Source organism: Pseudomonas hunanensis, assembly GCF_013393325.1.
Lineage (GTDB): Bacteria > Pseudomonadota > Gammaproteobacteria > Pseudomonadales > Pseudomonadaceae > Aquipseudomonas > Aquipseudomonas putida_P.
In genome coordinates, this window is record NZ_QJRC01000101.1 from 126,479 (window position 1) to 140,200 (window position 13,722).

At 62.4% G+C, this 13,722-nt stretch carries 16 protein-coding genes; 8 read left to right on the forward strand and 8 right to left on the reverse strand.

All coding sequences use genetic code 11. The features are described 5' to 3' along the window. Window positions 1-14: 14 nt before the first annotated feature. On the forward strand, window positions 15-242 hold the full coding sequence (locus tag DM807_RS25620) for a YheU family protein (RefSeq protein ID WP_009682864.1): 228 nt from the start codon (window positions 15-17) through the stop codon (window positions 240-242). Here the strand turns inward: DM807_RS25620 and csrA are convergent. Both csrA and DM807_RS25630 read right to left on the reverse strand, forming a co-directional pair. Further along, window positions 239-421 carry a carbon storage regulator CsrA gene (gene csrA, locus DM807_RS25625; protein WP_012271018.1) on the reverse strand — a complete coding sequence of 61 codons (183 nt, stop codon included), beginning with the start codon at window positions 419-421 and terminating at the stop codon, window positions 239-241. The genes DM807_RS25620 and csrA overlap by 4 nt on opposite strands. A 120-nt stretch (window positions 422-541) precedes the next feature. Next, window positions 542-1,351 carry an SDR family oxidoreductase gene (locus tag DM807_RS25630; protein WP_060514536.1) on the reverse strand — a complete coding sequence of 270 codons (810 nt, stop codon included), beginning with the start codon at window positions 1,349-1,351 and terminating at the stop codon, window positions 542-544. A 239-nt stretch (window positions 1,352-1,590) separates the two neighbouring features. On the opposite strand from DM807_RS25630, the gene DM807_RS25635 reads away from it, so the two are divergent. Beyond that, entirely contained in the window at window positions 1,591-1,743 is a 153-nt protein-coding gene (locus DM807_RS25635) for a DUF3309 family protein (protein WP_012271016.1), read from the forward strand. Window positions 1,744-1,818: 75 nt separating this feature from the next. Here the strand turns inward: DM807_RS25635 and DM807_RS25640 are convergent, their stop codons facing one another. The 3 genes from DM807_RS25640 to DM807_RS25650 form a co-directional block, all read right to left on the reverse strand. After that, window positions 1,819-3,483 carry a cation acetate symporter gene (locus DM807_RS25640; RefSeq protein ID WP_012271015.1) on the reverse strand — a complete coding sequence of 555 codons (1,665 nt, stop codon included), beginning with the start codon at window positions 3,481-3,483 and terminating at the stop codon, window positions 1,819-1,821. Next, on the reverse strand, window positions 3,480-3,791 hold the full coding sequence (locus tag DM807_RS25645) for a DUF485 domain-containing protein (RefSeq protein WP_012271014.1): 312 nt from the start codon (window positions 3,789-3,791) through the stop codon (window positions 3,480-3,482). Before DM807_RS25645 ends, DM807_RS25640 begins: the two co-directional genes overlap by 4 nt. 242 nt (window positions 3,792-4,033) lie before the next feature. Next, entirely contained in the window at window positions 4,034-4,894 is an 861-nt protein-coding gene (locus tag DM807_RS25650; protein ID WP_012271013.1) for a glycine betaine ABC transporter substrate-binding protein, read from the reverse strand. Window positions 4,895-5,091: 197 nt separating this feature from the next. Here DM807_RS25650 and DM807_RS25655 point away from each other — a divergent pair, with 197 nt between their 5' ends. Then, on the forward strand, window positions 5,092-6,660 hold the full coding sequence (locus DM807_RS25655; RefSeq protein ID WP_179028129.1) for a glycoside hydrolase family 17 protein: 1,569 nt from the start codon (window positions 5,092-5,094) through the stop codon (window positions 6,658-6,660). 121 nt (window positions 6,661-6,781) lie between these two features. Here DM807_RS25655 and DM807_RS25660 read toward each other — a convergent pair whose 3' ends face one another. Next, the gene (locus DM807_RS25660) at window positions 6,782-7,159 is read right to left on the reverse strand and encodes a hypothetical protein (protein WP_012271011.1); all 378 of its coding nucleotides are present in this window, start codon (window positions 7,157-7,159) and stop codon (window positions 6,782-6,784) included. A 190-nt stretch (window positions 7,160-7,349) separates the two neighbouring features. Between DM807_RS25660 and DM807_RS25665 the strand changes: the two genes are divergently transcribed. Together DM807_RS25665 and DM807_RS25670 are read left to right on the forward strand one after the other, a co-directional pair. Then, complete coding sequence (locus DM807_RS25665) at window positions 7,350-8,648, forward strand: alpha/beta fold hydrolase family protein (RefSeq protein WP_012271010.1); 1,299 nt, start codon at window positions 7,350-7,352, stop codon at window positions 8,646-8,648. Beyond that, complete coding sequence (locus DM807_RS25670; RefSeq protein WP_012271009.1) at window positions 8,641-9,465, forward strand: MlaA family lipoprotein; 825 nt, start codon at window positions 8,641-8,643, stop codon at window positions 9,463-9,465. Before DM807_RS25665 ends, DM807_RS25670 begins: the two co-directional genes overlap by 8 nt. Window positions 9,466-9,533: 68 nt before the next feature. Here the strand turns inward: DM807_RS25670 and DM807_RS25675 are convergent, their stop codons facing one another. Beyond that, window positions 9,534-10,682, reverse strand: a complete 1,149-nt coding sequence (locus DM807_RS25675) for a patatin-like phospholipase family protein (protein WP_012271008.1) — start codon at window positions 10,680-10,682, stop codon at window positions 9,534-9,536. A gap of 26 nt (window positions 10,683-10,708) precedes the next feature. Then, window positions 10,709-11,644 carry a lipid A biosynthesis lauroyl acyltransferase gene (locus DM807_RS25680; protein ID WP_060492596.1) on the reverse strand — a complete coding sequence of 312 codons (936 nt, stop codon included), beginning with the start codon at window positions 11,642-11,644 and terminating at the stop codon, window positions 10,709-10,711. 111 nt (window positions 11,645-11,755) lie between these two features. Between DM807_RS25680 and minC the strand changes: the two genes are divergently transcribed. From minC to minE, 3 genes are all read left to right on the forward strand, one after another. After that, the gene (gene minC, locus DM807_RS25685) at window positions 11,756-12,517 is read left to right on the forward strand and encodes a septum site-determining protein MinC (RefSeq protein ID WP_179028130.1); all 762 of its coding nucleotides are present in this window, start codon (window positions 11,756-11,758) and stop codon (window positions 12,515-12,517) included. Between the two features lie 109 nt (window positions 12,518-12,626). Next, entirely contained in the window at window positions 12,627-13,439 is an 813-nt protein-coding gene (minD, locus tag DM807_RS25690; RefSeq protein ID WP_012271005.1) for a septum site-determining protein MinD, read from the forward strand. Between the two features lie 3 nt (window positions 13,440-13,442). Continuing rightward, window positions 13,443-13,697, forward strand: coding sequence for a cell division topological specificity factor MinE (minE, locus tag DM807_RS25695; RefSeq protein ID WP_003252572.1), 255 nt, complete (start codon window positions 13,443-13,445; stop codon window positions 13,695-13,697). Window positions 13,698-13,722 lie beyond the last annotated feature (25 nt).

Genomic DNA, 13,722 nt, shown 5'->3' on the forward strand with positions numbered 1-13,722 from the left:
AGACACCACCCACCATGCTGATCCCCTACGAGCAACTGCAAGCCGAAACCCTGACCCGCCTGATCGAGGACTTCGTCACCCGCGACGGCACCGACAACGGCGACGACACCCCGCTGGAAACCCGTGTGCTGCGGGTGCGCCAGGCCCTGGCCAAAGGCCAGGCGTTCATCCTGTTCGACCCGGAAAGCCAGCAGTGCCAGTTGCTGGCCAAGCACGATGTGCCCCGTGAGCTGCTTGACTAGCAGCTCTTGCCTTGTTTGGCCTCCTGGATGCGCTTGTATACCTCGGCCCGATGCACCGGGACCTCGCGCGGCGCATCCACGCCAAAGCGCACCACCCCCTCACGGGTTTCCACCACCCTGATGCGAATATCATCGCCAATCACGATGGTCTCACCCACTTCGCGTCCTATTACCAGCATGGTCCGGTCCTCCACCGAAAGGGAAAACCGGAGCCTGCCGTGTCGGCATTCCCCTACTCAATAGTTCTGCAGTGAATCAGAAGAACCCTACTCCGCCAGGTAAAATCTCCTACAGATTATTCATCGCGCCTGGGCCTTGGTGCGCATTTTCACCGCCATTTCCGCCATCTCGTCATACAGCCGCTCGGGGGCCTGGCGCTTCAATTGCCAGGCTTGGCGCCCTGCTTCGTGGGGCAGTATCAGAAACTCACCCGCGGCGACCTGCTGATGGATGTAATCGGCAATGTCCGCCGCGCTGATCGGCGAGCCTTCCAACAGCTTGCCAACCTGCGCCTTCATCGCCGGGTTCGGCCCACGGAACGAGTCCAGCAGGTTGGTCTGGAAGAACGACGGGCACACCACATGCACGGCCACTTCCAGCTGGCGCAGCTCCACCAGCAGGCTCTCTGAGAGTGCCAGCACGCCGGCCTTGGCTACGTTGTAGTTGCTCATGCCCGGGCCCTGCATCAACGCGGCCATCGAGGCAACGTTGATGATGCGCCCCTTGCTGCGCTCCAGCAGCGGCAGGAACGCCTTGCAGCCCTTGACCACGCCCATCAGGTTGACCGCGATCTGCCAGTCCCAGTCCTCAAGAGACAGCTCGGCGAAGAACCCGCCCGAAGCGACCCCGGCGTTGTTGACGATCACGTCGATGCCGCCGAACTGCTCGGTGCAGGCCTGGGCCAGTGCGGTGAGCTGGCTGTAGTCGCGTACGTCGCAACGCTGGACAAACCCTTCGCCGCCGGCTTCGCGCACCCGCTCCAGGGTTTCGCGCAAGCCGCTTTCGTTGACATCGGCCAGCGCCAGGCGCCAGCCCTCGCGCGCCCAGCGCAGGGCGATCTCGCGACCGAGGCCGGACCCGGCGCCGGTGATCATGATGCGGTTTTGCATGGTGGCTGGCCTTGTTTCAAGTGGTTGTGCCACGAGTCTAATCAAGGCCGAGTGGGCAGGCAGGGTTCATCAGGGTAGTGAATGGGCGGGCATGACCATGCGGTCAGTCCCGGCCCAGCCGGCGACCGGGCCAGTGCAGGCAGCACACAGATGGAATCTTTCACAAGCGGCACCGGTCCGAACATACAAGAGGCCAGCAGTCCGAGGCCCTTGACCCTCAACCACGCAAGGATTCTGTCATGACCACGATTCTGATCATCATCCTGATCCTCCTGCTGATTGGTGGCTTACCGGTCTTCCCGCACTCGCGCAGTTGGGGTTATGGCCCGTCGGGCATCGTTGGTGTGGTGCTGGTGATTCTGCTGGTGTTGTTGTTGCTTGGCATGATTTGACGCCACACCTGGCGCAGGACCAAAACGACAACGCCCCGATTGACGGGGCGTTGTGTTCAAGCAAGAAGCGTTTTTTTAGTGGGACACCGCCCCACTGGCACCCAGGCCCGTCTGCGAACGCACGAACTGCGGGTAGAACAACGCACGCTCGTCATCAGCAGCCTTGGACTTGTCGGTGACCGAGAAGAACCAGATGCTGACGAAGGCAATGGCCATCGAGAACAGCGCCGGGTATTCGTACGGGTAGATTGGCTTCTCGTGGCCGAGGATCTGCACCCAGATGGTCGGGCCGAGGATCATCAGCGTCACCGCACTCACCAGGCCCAGCCAGCCGCCGATCATGGCGCCGCGGGTGGTCAGTTTCTTCCAGTACATCGAAAGCAACAGTACCGGGAAGTTGCAGCTGGCGGCGATGGAGAAGGCCAGGCCTACCATGAAGGCGATGTTCTGCTTCTCGAACAGGATGCCCAGGCCGATCGCCAGCACGCCCAGCGCGACGGTGGTGATCTTCGACACGCGGATCTCGTCCTTGTCGTTGGCCTTGCCCTTGCGCCAGACGCTGGCGTACAGGTCATGGGACACCGCCGAGGCACCGGCCAGGGTCAGGCCGGCAACCACCGCCAGGATGGTGGCGAAAGCCACCGCCGAGATGAAGCCGAGGAACACGCTGCCACCTACCGCATTGGCCAGGTGCACCGCTGCCATGTTGTTGCCACCCAACAGTGCGCCGGCGGCGTCTTTGAAGTCCGGGTTGGTGCTGACCAGCAGGATCGCGCCAAAGCCGATGATGAAGGTGAGGATGTAGAAGTAGCCGATGAAGCCGGTGGCGTACAGCACGCTCTTGCGCGCTTCCTTGGCATCGCTGACGGTGAAGAAGCGCATCAGGATATGCGGCAGGCCAGCGGTACCGAACATCAGAGCCAGGCCCAGCGAGAACGCCGAGATCGGGTCTTTGACCAGGCCGCCGGGGCTCATGATCGCCTCGCCCTTGGCATGCACCTTGATGGCTTCGGAGAACAGCGTGTTGAAGTCAAAGCCCACGTGCTTCATCACCATCAGCGCCATGAAGCTGGCACCGGACAGCAACAGCACAGCCTTGATGATCTGTACCCAGGTGGTGGCCAGCATGCCGCCGAACAGCACGTACAGGCACATCAGGATACCTACCAGGATGACCGCCACGTGGTAGTCCAGGCCGAACAGCAGCTCGATCAGCTTGCCGGCACCCACCATTTGCGCGATCAGGTAGAAGGCTACCACCACCAGCGAACCGGAGGCCGACAGGGTGCGGATTTCCTTCTGCCCGAGGCGGTACGAGGCCACGTCGGCAAAGGTGTACTTGCCTAGGTTGCGCAGGCGTTCGGCAATCAGGAAGAGGATGATTGGCCAGCCGACCAGGAAACCGATCGAGTAGATCAGGCCGTCGTAGCCAGAGGTGAACACCAACGCGGAAATACCCAGGAACGAGGCCGCCGACATGTAGTCGCCAGCAATCGCCAGGCCGTTCTGGAAGCCAGTGATCTTGCCGCCGGCCGCGTAGTAGTCCGCTGCCGACTTGTTGCGTTTGGAGGCCCAGTAAGTGATGCCGAGGGTAAAGGCTACGAAGGCCACGAACATGGCGATGGCGGAAACGTTCAGCGGTTGTTTCTGCACCTCGCCGGTCAGGGCATCGGCGGCCCACACGGCGGGTGCGAAGGCTCCGCAGGCCAGTACGGCCAGGGCTTTGGCGTGGCGAATCATTGTTGCGCCTCCTTCAGGATTTCCTTGTTCAGCTCATCGAATTCGCCGTTGGCGCGGCGTACGTAGATGGCGGTCAGGACGAATGCCGAAACGATCAGGCCGACGCCCAGGGGAATGCCCCAGGTAATCGACGACTCAGGGCTGAGCTTGGCGCCCAGTATGTGAGGACCGTAGGCGATCAGGAGGATGAAGGCGCAGTACAGGCCGAGCATGATCGCCGAGAGCACCCAGGCGAACCGTTCGCGTTTGGTAACCAGCTCCTTGAAACGGGGGCTGTTTTGTATCGAGAGGTAAATGCTGTCGTTCATTGTTTTTGTCCTAGCAGCACAGATAGGGGATGGAACCCACGCCCTTACTTTATGCGGCTGTTGAACGCCAACCAGACGACCTTAGTCTTAGATGCAACGGTGTTTTACCGATTGCGTAACAAAGTGGCGGCCCTTTCGCGGGTAAACCCGCTCCCACAGGGATCACACAGGCGTTGAAACCTGCGCAGTACCTGTGGGAGCGGGTTTACCCGCGAAGAAGCAAAATTGGCAGTAACGGGTTGTTACTTGCCAGTCCACTCCTTCACACGATCAGGGTGCTTGGCCACCCAATCCTTGGCCGCGGCTTCAGGCTTGGCACCTTCCTGAATCGCCAGCATCACCTCGCCAATCTCGTCCTTGGACTGCCAGTTGAACTTCTTCAGGAACTCCGCCACTTCCGGAGCCTTGGTCGCCAGTTCCTTGCTGCCGATGCTGTTCACGGTTTCCGCCGCGCCATACACACCTTTCGGGTCTTCGAGGAACTTCAGCTTCCACTTGGCGAACATCCAGTGCGGAACCCAACCGGTCACCGCAATCGACTGCTGCTTGGCGTAGGCACGGCCCAGTTCCGCAGTCATCGCGGCGCCCGAGCTGGCCTGCAGCTTGTAGCCGGTCAGGTCGTAGTCCTTGATCGCCTGGTCGGTTTTCAGCATCACACCGGAGCCTGCGTCAATGCCGACGATCTTCTGCTTGAAGCTGCTATCGGTCTTGAGGTCGGCGATGCTCACCGCCTTGACGTACTCGGGGACGATCAGGCCGATCTTGGCATCCTTGAAGTTCGGGCCGTAGTCGACCACGTTGTCCTTGTTCTTGGTCCAGTACTCGCCATGGGTCACCGGCAGCCAGGCCGACAACATGGCATCGAGTTTACCGGTTGCCACGCCCTGCCACATGATCCCCGTGGCCACGGCCTGCAACTTCACGTCGTAGCCGAGCTTTTGCTTGATCACTTCGGCGGCCACGTTGGTGGTCGCCACGCTGTCGGCCCAACCATCCACGTAACCTATGCTTACTTCTTTAGCCATTGCCTGTGCAGCGCTCATGGCCATTACCAGGGCGGTGCCCACACCCAGGAAACGTCGCATTTTTTTCAAAGTCGCCATCAAAGCATCCCCTCGTCAGGTCTTGGAGATTGCATCATCTTCCTGCAACACAGGTCGACCTGATCCAGCTGCGACCTGCACCCGCCCCATATGCGACAGCACTGTGCCATTAGCGCCATCGGCCTACGCCGGCCTGCGCGATCCTTGCATGCCAAAGCATTGGCGCCGGGCTACTATCTACCCTTTTGCGCCTGACGATGGACCGCCCGATGCCCAGTTCTGCCCGCCTGCTGTTGCCGTTGTACCTGCTTGCCTGCCTGTTGGCCCTGCTTGGGCTTGGAGGGCTCTGGTACGGGCTGGGTAAGCCGGTACACCTGGCCGATGCGGCCAGCCCGACGCACAAGCTGCAGTGCGCGTCGTACACGCCGTTCGACAAAGACCAGTCACCCTACGACCAGCCGTTACAGCTGCGCCCGGCGCGGATGGACGCCGACCTTGCTTTGCTGGCTGAGCGATTCCAGTGCATCCGCACCTATTCCATGAGCGGCCTTGAGGCAATCCCGGCGCTGGCACGCAAGCATGGCCTGAAGGTGATGTTGGGCGCCTGGGTCAACGCTCACCCGGCCGACACCGACAAGGAAATCGACCTGCTGATCGCCACCGCCAACGCCAACCCGGATGTGGTCAGCGCGGTGATCGTCGGCAACGAGACACTGCTGCGCAAAGAGGTGACCGGTGCACACCTGGCCAAGCTGATCGCCCGAGTGAAGCAACAGGTCAAAGTGCCGGTGACCTACGCCGATGTCTGGGATTTCTGGCTGCAGCACCCGCAGGTGGCACCGGCGGTGGACTTCCTGACCATCCACCTGCTGCCCTACTGGGAGGACGAACCGCGCGGCATCGACGATGCCTTGGCCCACGTTGCCGACGTGCGCCGGGTGTTCGGCACGCGCTTCGCGCCCAAGGACATCCTGATCGGCGAAACCGGCTGGCCCAGCGAAGGCCGCCAGCGCGAGACCGCTGTGCCCAGCCGGGCCAACGAGGCGCGCTTCATTCGCGGCTTCGTGGCCATGGCCGAAAGCAACGGCTGGCGCTACAACCTGATCGAAGCCTTCGACCAGCCGTGGAAGCGTGCCAACGAAGGTGCTGTAGGCGGTTACTGGGGGCTTTACGATGCCGACCGGCAGGACAAGGGCGTGCTCGAAGGGCCGGTGAGCAACCTGCATTACTGGCCACAGTGGTTGCTGGCGAGTGCGGTAATGATGTTGGTCATGTTGATGCTCGCCGGGCGCCCCGCGACTGTGCAGGCGGCAGTGTTGCTGCCATTGCTGGCGGCGTTTGGCGCGGTTTGCCTGGGGCTGTGGGGCGAGTTGATGCGCACCCATGCACGCTTTGTCGGGGAGTGGGTGTGGGCGGTGGCACTGGCCGGGCTGAACCTGCTGGTATTGGCCCATGCGCTGCTGGCCTTGGCGCAACGGGCCGGCTGGCGCGAACGTTTATTCGCCTGGCTGCAGGCGCGGGCCGGCTGGCTGTTGCTGGCGGCGGGTTTTGCCGCAGCGGTGAGCATGCTGGCGATGGTGTTCGACCCGCGCTACCGCAGCTTCCCCAGCGCTGCGCTGGCGTTGCCGGCGCTGGTGTATGTGCTGTGGCCGGTAAGGGCGCGGCGGGCGGAGGTGACGCTGCTGGCGTTCATCGTCGGCGCCGGGGTGGCGCCGCAGCTGTTCGTGGAAGGGCTGGAGAACCAGCAGGCCTTGATCTGGGCGGTAGTGAGTGTGCTGATGACAGCAGCGTTGTGGCGGAGCTTGCGAATGACTCGAAAAGCCTGAAAACACAGGTAACTGTAGGAGCGGCCTTGTGTCGCGATGGGCCGCAAAGCGGCCCCAGAATTCGAGAAGCAGCACAGATTGCCGGGGCCGCTGCGCGGCCCATCGCGACGCAAGGCCGCTCCTACACAGACCGCGTCGCCTTGGCTTTTCTTACAAGCCGCAGCCCCGCTAGCACCAGCGCAAACACGGCAATGCTGGCGGTGTACAACACCAGCGCAGGCACCGCGAACACCAATGCCACCACCGCCAGCCACCAGCCGGCGCGGCCGGAAACCACCTGTGCCAGCAGCGCCAACGCCAACCCACTCCAGGCCAACACCTGATGATGAATACCCAAGCCCAGCAGCGCGCGTACTTCACACTGCCAATACGCCGCAGGCGACGTGCACAGCCCTACCCACTGGCCATCCTCCATCAGCCCATAGCGCACGCCGTAACTGGCCGCGAGCCACAACCCCAGAAGCAGTACCAGCAGCGCAGCCGGCAGCGAACGAGACATCCAGTTCTCCAATAGCGGTAATCGAATTCATCCATGATCGCTTAAGCCCGGTTGTAAGGCAAAATCACAAACCTGCAGCTATGTTGCAGATAACCAGCACACCAAAGGCCACCGCGCCAGGCAACTTTGCCTGCGTTGATGTGGTCCTAGCCTGCACACTGCTCGACCTTGCGTTCTTTTGGGGGATTACATGCTTCGATCTTTGCGCCTCGCTGCCTTGCTCGGCAGCCTGCTTATGGCTGTGGCCGCTTCAGCGCGGGATATCGACGCCGCGAGCTACGGCTACCCCTTGACCAACCCGTTCGAAGCCACCATCGCCACCACGCCGCCGGACCAGCGCCCGACCCTGCCCAGCGACGACGAAATCAACCAGTCCGACTACAGCCTCAACCTGCGCCCGGAGCGCGAGTTCACCCTGCCCGACAACTTCTGGGCGGTGAAAAAGCTCAAGTACCGCCTGGCCCGCCAGGATCACGAGGCACCACTGATTTTCATCATTGCTGGCACCGGTGCGCCCTACAGCAGCAGCATCAACGAGTACCTGAAGAAGCTGTTCTACCAGGCTGGTTTCCACGTGGTGCAGCTGTCGTCACCCACCAGCTACGACTTCATGAGCGCCGCCTCGCGCTTTGCCACCCCCGGCGTCAGCCAGGAAGACGCCGAAGACATGTACCGGGTCATGCAGGCCGTGCGCGCCCAGCACCCACGCCTGCCAATCAGCGAGTTCTACCTCACCGGCTACAGCCTGGGCGCGCTCGACGCCGCCTTCGTCAGCCACCTGGACGAAACCCGCCGCAGCTTCAACTTCAAGCGCGTGCTGCTGCTGAACCCGCCGGTCAACCTGTACACCTCGATCAACAACCTGGACAAACTGGTGCAAACCCAGGTCAAGGGCATCGACCGCAGCACCACGTTCTATGAGCTGATGCTGCAAAAGCTCACTCGCTACTTCCAGGACAAGGGCTACATAGACCTGAACGACGCCCTGCTGTATGACTTCCAGCAGTCGCGCCAGCACCTGTCCAACGAGCAGATGGCCATGCTGATCGGCACCTCGTTCCGTTTCTCGGCGGCCGACATTGCCTTCACCTCCGACCTGATCAACCGCCGTGGCCTGATCATTCCGCCGAAGTTCCCGATCACCGAAGGCAGCAGCCTCACGCCGTTCTTCAAACGCGCCTTGCAGTGCGACTTCGACTGCTACATGACCGAGCAGGTGATCCCCATGTGGCGTGCGCGCACCGATGGCAACAGCATCCTGCAACTGGTGAACCAGGTCAGCCTGTATGCCCTGGAAGACTACCTGCGCAGCAGCGACAAGATCGCCGTGATGCACAACGCCGACGACGTCATCCTCGGCCCGGGCGACATCGGCTTTCTGCGCCAGGTGTTCGGTGACCGCCTGACCCTTTACCCCCACGGCGGCCACTGCGGCAACCTCAATTACCGCGTCAACAGTGACGCCATGCTGGAGTTCTTCCGTGGTTAACAAACTCCTCTTCGCCACTGCCCTGCTGGCCGCCGGCCCAGCCCTGGCCGCCGAAACCGCCCCTCGGGCCAGCGTGATCGAGGCCGACCCGCAAGTGACCGCCGCACCACTGGCGCCCGAAGCCGACGGTTTTCTCGACCCGCTGCGCGAACTGAAATTCAACCCGGGGCTGGACCAGCGCGAGTTCGAGCGCTCCACCCTGGAAGCGTTGAACGTCTACGACCCGCTGGAGTCGATCAACCGGCGCGTCTACCACTTCAACTACCGGCTGGACCAATGGGTACTGCTGCCGCTGGTGAGTGGTTACCAGTACGTCACCCCGCGCTTCGTGCGTACCGGGGTGAGCAACTTCTTCAACAACCTGGGCGATGTGCCGAACCTGTTCAACAGTGTGCTGCAGCTCAAGGTCAAGCGCTCGGCAGAGATCACTGCCCGGCTGATGTTCAATACCATCATTGGTGTGGGCGGGCTATGGGACCCGGCGACCAGCATGGGCCTACCACGCCAGAGCGAAGACTTTGGCCAGACCCTGGGCTTCTACGGTGTGCCAGACGGGCCCTACCTGATGCTGCCGGTGCTGGGGCCATCGAACCTGCGCGATACCACCGGGCTGGTGGTGGACTATGCGGGCGAGCAGGCCATCAACTACCTGAACGTGCCCGAAACCAGCACCGACCACCCGGAAATTTTTGCCCTGCAGGTGGTGGATAAGCGCTACACCACCAAGTTCCGCTATGGCCAGCTGAACTCGCCGTTCGAGTATGAAAAGGTGCGGTATGTGTATACCCAGGCGCGCAAGTTGCAGATAGCCGAGTAACCTGTGCCGGCCCATTCGCGGCGGTTCGCCGCCTCGATGAACCCGCGAATGGGCCGTAACTGACAACGTCAAATCCCCAGGAACTGACACAACTCCCGCTTCTTGGCCAAAGCATCCCGTCGCCCCAACTCGATCAGTTCACTGCAATAACTCGCCTCGAACAGCAGATAGCTCAACACCCCCGCCCCGCTGGTCCGCGTAGCCCCCGGCCCGCGCAGGAACAAGCGCAACGCCGCCGGCAGCTCACGCCGGTGCCGGGCGGCGATTTCGTCCAGCGGCTGGCTGGGCGCCACGACCAGCACCTCGACCGGCGCCAGCCCCAGGCGCCGGGCATCCAAGTGCGCTGGCAGCAAGCGGCTCAGGTGGTTGAGCCGCTGCAGCAACTCGATGTCGTCTTCCAGGCTGTCGATGAACGTGCTGTTGAGCATGTGCCCACCGATCTGCGCCAGGCTCGGCTGCTGGCCACTGAACACGCGCTGAGTGGGCAACGGCGGTGCCGGCCGCTGCGGGTTGCCGCTGACCCCGACCACCAGCACCCGGCTGGCGCCCAGGTGCAGGGCCGGGCTGATCGGCGCCGACTGGCGCACCGCACCGTCACCGTAATATTCGTCGCCCAATTGCACCGGCGCAAACAGCAGCGGAATGGCCGCGCTGGCCAGCAGGTGGTCGATGGTCAACGGCGTGGGCACGCCGATGCGGCGATGGCGCAGCCAGGCTTCGATGGTGCCGCGCCCTTGGTAGAAGGTGACCGCCTGGCCGGACTCGTAGCCGAAGGCGGTGACGGCCACGGCGCGCAACTGCTCGGCCGCCAGAGAATGGCCGATACCATCCATGTTCAAGTGTGCCTCCAGCAGGCTGCGCAGTGGGCTGCTGTCCAGCAGCGCCACCGGCGCCTGGCCGCCCAGGCCCAGCAGGCTATGGCCAACGAAACGGCTGGCTTGGCGAACGACTCCGGGCCAGTCACTGCGGATGACCAGATGGCTGCGAAAGTTCTGCCAGAAGGCAGTAAGCCGTTGCACGGCCTCGTTGAAATGAGTGGCGCCGCTGGCCAGGGTAACGGCGTTGATGGCACCGGCAGAGGTACCGACAATGACCGGGAACGGATTATGTGCGCCGGCAGGCAGCAACTCGGCAATGCCGGCAAGGACGCCAACCTGATAGGCGGCGCGGGCGCCGCCGCCAGAAAGGATAAGACCGGTTACCGGGGGTGGGGCCATGAAGTCCTTCCTGGATCAGCTATTTTTCAGCGCTTTTTCTTCTCATACAGCCGTGGTGCACCCTCGGGCCGTGACTTGAACCGGCGGTGCGCCCACAGGTACTGCTCCGGACACTCGCGCAACACACCCTCAACCCACTGGTTGATACGCAGGCAGTCGGCCTCTTCGCTTTCGCCTGGGAAATCCGCCAGTGGCGGGTGGATTACCAGACGATAGCCGCTGCCATCCTCCAGGCGCTTCTGGGTGAACGGAATAACCTGCGCCTTGCCCAGCCGGGCGAACTTGGTGGTGGCGGTTACCGTGGCTGCGGGGATGCCGAACAGCGGCACGAAAATGCTCTGTTTGGCGCCGTAGTCCTGGTCGGGTGCGTACCAGATCGCCCGGCCCGAACGCAGCAGCTTGAGCATGCCACGCACGTCTTCGCGCTCCACCGCCAGCGAGTCAAGGTTATGCCGCTCACGGCCGCTGCGCTGGATGAAATCGAACAACGCGTTGCCATGCTCGCGGTACATGCCGTCGATGGTGTGCTGCTGGCCCAGCAGCGCGGCGCCGATTTCCAGGGTGGTGAAGTGCACCGCCATGAGGATGGCGCCCTGCCCCGCCTGCTGGGCGGCCTGCAGATGCTCCAGCCCCTCGATATGGGCCAGGCGCGCGAGCCTGGCCTTGGGCCACCACCAGCTCATGGCCATTTCGAAGAAGGCGATGCCGGTAGAGGCGAAGTTGGCCTTGAGCAAACGCCGCCGTTCGTCGACCGACAGTTCCGGGAAGCACAGCTCCAGGTTGCGCGCGGCGATGCGCCGACGCTCACCGGCGAAGCGGTACATCACGGCACCCAGTGCCGCACCGATTTTCAACAGCACCCGGTACGGCAACTGGACCACCAGCCACAGCAGGCCCAGGCCCAGCCACAGGCCCCAGAACTTGGGGTGAAGGTAATAGGGACGAAAACGCGGGCGTTCCATTGAAGCATCCGGAAAGACAAAGGCCGCGCATTCTACAACGGATCAGCGCATGTTGCGGGCAACCGGTGTTCTCGTTATAAGTCAGGGCACTTTTTTCGCAACAAGCCGTCTATGCAGACCATGAGCCCAAACCACACACCCGACACCGCCTCCGTGTTCCAGCTCAAGGGCAGCATGCTCGCCATTACAGTACTGGAACTGGCGCGCAATGACCTTGAAGCCCTTGACCGCCAGTTGGCGGCCAAAGTCGCCCAGGCACCGAACTTCTTCAGCAACACGCCGCTGGTGCTGGCGCTGGACAAGCTGCCGGCCGACGAAGGGGCAATCGACCTGCCCGGCTTGATGCGCATCTGCCGCCACCATGGCCTGCGTACCCTGGCCATCCGCGCCAACCGGATCGAGGACATCGCCGCCGCCATCGCCATCGACCTGCCGGTGCTGCCACCGTCCGGCGCGCGCGAACGGCCGCTGGAGCCCGAGCCCGAGGTGGTCAAAAAGCCCGAACCCGCCCCGACGCCACCACCGGCCCCCGAACCCGAAGTGCGCCCGACCCGCATCATTACTTCGCCAGTGCGTGGCGGCCAGCAGATCTATGCTCAGGGTGGCGACCTGATCGTTACCGCCTCGGTCAGCCCGGGTGCGGAACTTCTGGCCGATGGCAACATCCATGTGTACGGCGCCATGCGTGGCCGCGCCCTGGCCGGCATCAAAGGCAATACCAAGGCGCGGATCTTCTGCCAGCAGATGACCGCCGAAATGGTTTCAATCGCCGGCCAGTACAAAGTCTGCGAAGACCTGCGCCGCGACCCGCTGTGGGGTACCGGCGTGCAAGTCAGCCTGTCTGGTGACGTGTTGAACATCACCCGTCTTTAACGGATACTTGCCAGCATTTTTAGAGCAACTTTTTTACCGTTGCCGTCATTTACGCTATTTCAGTTATTTGCAGGGACTTGTGTCCCGACTATTTTAGGGGTGAAACACCTTGGCCAAGATTCTCGTGGTTACTTCCGGCAAGGGGGGTGTGGGCAAGACCACCACCAGCGCCGCCATTGGTACCGGCCTCGCACTGCGCGGCCACAAGACCGTCATCGTCGACTTCGACGTGGGCCTGCGTAACCTCGACCTGATCATGGGCTGCGAACGCCGCGTGGTGTACGACTTCGTCAACGTGGTCAACGGCGAAGCCAACCTGCAGCAAGCCCTGATCAAGGACAAGCGCCTCGAGAACCTGTACGTGCTGGCCGCCAGCCAGACCCGTGACAAGGACGCGCTGACCCAGGAAGGCGTGGAAAAGGTATTGATGGAGCTGAAGGAAACCTTCGACTACGTCATCTGCGACTCGCCGGCCGGTATCGAGAAAGGCGCGCACCTGGCCATGTACTTCGCCGACGAAGCCATCGTGGTCACCAACCCCGAAGTGTCCTCGGTACGTGACTCTGACCGCATGCTGGGCATTCTGTCGAGCAAGTCGCGCCGCTCCGAGAACGGCGAAGAGCCAATCAAGGAACACCTGCTGATCACCCGCTACCACCCAGAGCGCGTGGAAAAGGGCGAAATGCTGAGCATCGCCGACGTCGAAGAAATCCTGGCGATCAAGCTCAAGGGCGTGATTCCCGAGTCCCAGGCAGTGCTGAAGGCCTCCAACCAGGGTATCCCGGTCATCCTCGACGACCAGAGCGATGCCGGCCAGGCCTATAGCGATACCGTCGACCGTCTGCTGGGCAAAGAAAAGCCCCTGCGGTTCATCGAAGTGCCGAAGCAAGGATTCTTCGCGCGACTGTTTGGAGGCAAGTAAACCATGAACCTTTTTGACTTCTTTCGTGGCAGACAGAAACAGACCAGCGCGTCGGTAGCGAAAGAGCGTCTACAGATCATCGTGGCGCACGAGCGCGGCCAACGCAGCGAGCCGGACTACCTGCCGGCGCTGCAGAAAGAACTGCTGGAGGTGATCCGCAAGTATGTGAACATCGGCAACGATGACGTGCATATCGAGCTGGAAAACCAGGGCAGCTGCTCGATTCTGGAGCTGAACATCACCCTGCCGGATCGCTGATCAGGCTAAAAGCTGGGGCTGCGTT

What these genes read in the sequence shown, in the direction of transcription:
- DM807_RS25620 (WP_009682864.1), top strand. Translation starts at nt 15, where the DNA reads ATGCTGATCCCCTACGAGCAACTGCAAGCCGAAACCCTGACCCGCCTG.
- csrA (WP_012271018.1), bottom strand. Translation starts at nt 421, where the DNA reads ATGCTGGTAATAGGACGCGAAGTGGGTGAGACCATCGTGATTGGCGAT.
- DM807_RS25630 (WP_060514536.1), bottom strand. Translation starts at nt 1,351, where the DNA reads ATGCAAAACCGCATCATGATCACCGGCGCCGGGTCCGGCCTCGGTCGC.
- DM807_RS25635 (WP_012271016.1), top strand. Translation starts at nt 1,591, where the DNA reads ATGACCACGATTCTGATCATCATCCTGATCCTCCTGCTGATTGGTGGC.
- DM807_RS25640 (WP_012271015.1), bottom strand. Translation starts at nt 3,483, where the DNA reads ATGATTCGCCACGCCAAAGCCCTGGCCGTACTGGCCTGCGGAGCCTTC.
- DM807_RS25645 (WP_012271014.1), bottom strand. Translation starts at nt 3,791, where the DNA reads ATGAACGACAGCATTTACCTCTCGATACAAAACAGCCCCCGTTTCAAG.
- DM807_RS25650 (WP_012271013.1), bottom strand. Translation starts at nt 4,894, where the DNA reads ATGGCGACTTTGAAAAAAATGCGACGTTTCCTGGGTGTGGGCACCGCC.
- DM807_RS25655 (WP_179028129.1), top strand. Translation starts at nt 5,092, where the DNA reads ATGGACCGCCCGATGCCCAGTTCTGCCCGCCTGCTGTTGCCGTTGTAC.
- DM807_RS25660 (WP_012271011.1), bottom strand. Translation starts at nt 7,159, where the DNA reads ATGTCTCGTTCGCTGCCGGCTGCGCTGCTGGTACTGCTTCTGGGGTTG.
- DM807_RS25665 (WP_012271010.1), top strand. Translation starts at nt 7,350, where the DNA reads ATGCTTCGATCTTTGCGCCTCGCTGCCTTGCTCGGCAGCCTGCTTATG.
- DM807_RS25675 (WP_012271008.1), bottom strand. Translation starts at nt 10,682, where the DNA reads ATGGCCCCACCCCCGGTAACCGGTCTTATCCTTTCTGGCGGCGGCGCC.
- DM807_RS25680 (WP_060492596.1), bottom strand. Translation starts at nt 11,644, where the DNA reads ATGGAACGCCCGCGTTTTCGTCCCTATTACCTTCACCCCAAGTTCTGG.
- minC (WP_179028130.1), top strand. Translation starts at nt 11,756, where the DNA reads ATGCAGACCATGAGCCCAAACCACACACCCGACACCGCCTCCGTGTTC.
- minE (WP_003252572.1), top strand. Translation starts at nt 13,443, where the DNA reads ATGAACCTTTTTGACTTCTTTCGTGGCAGACAGAAACAGACCAGCGCG.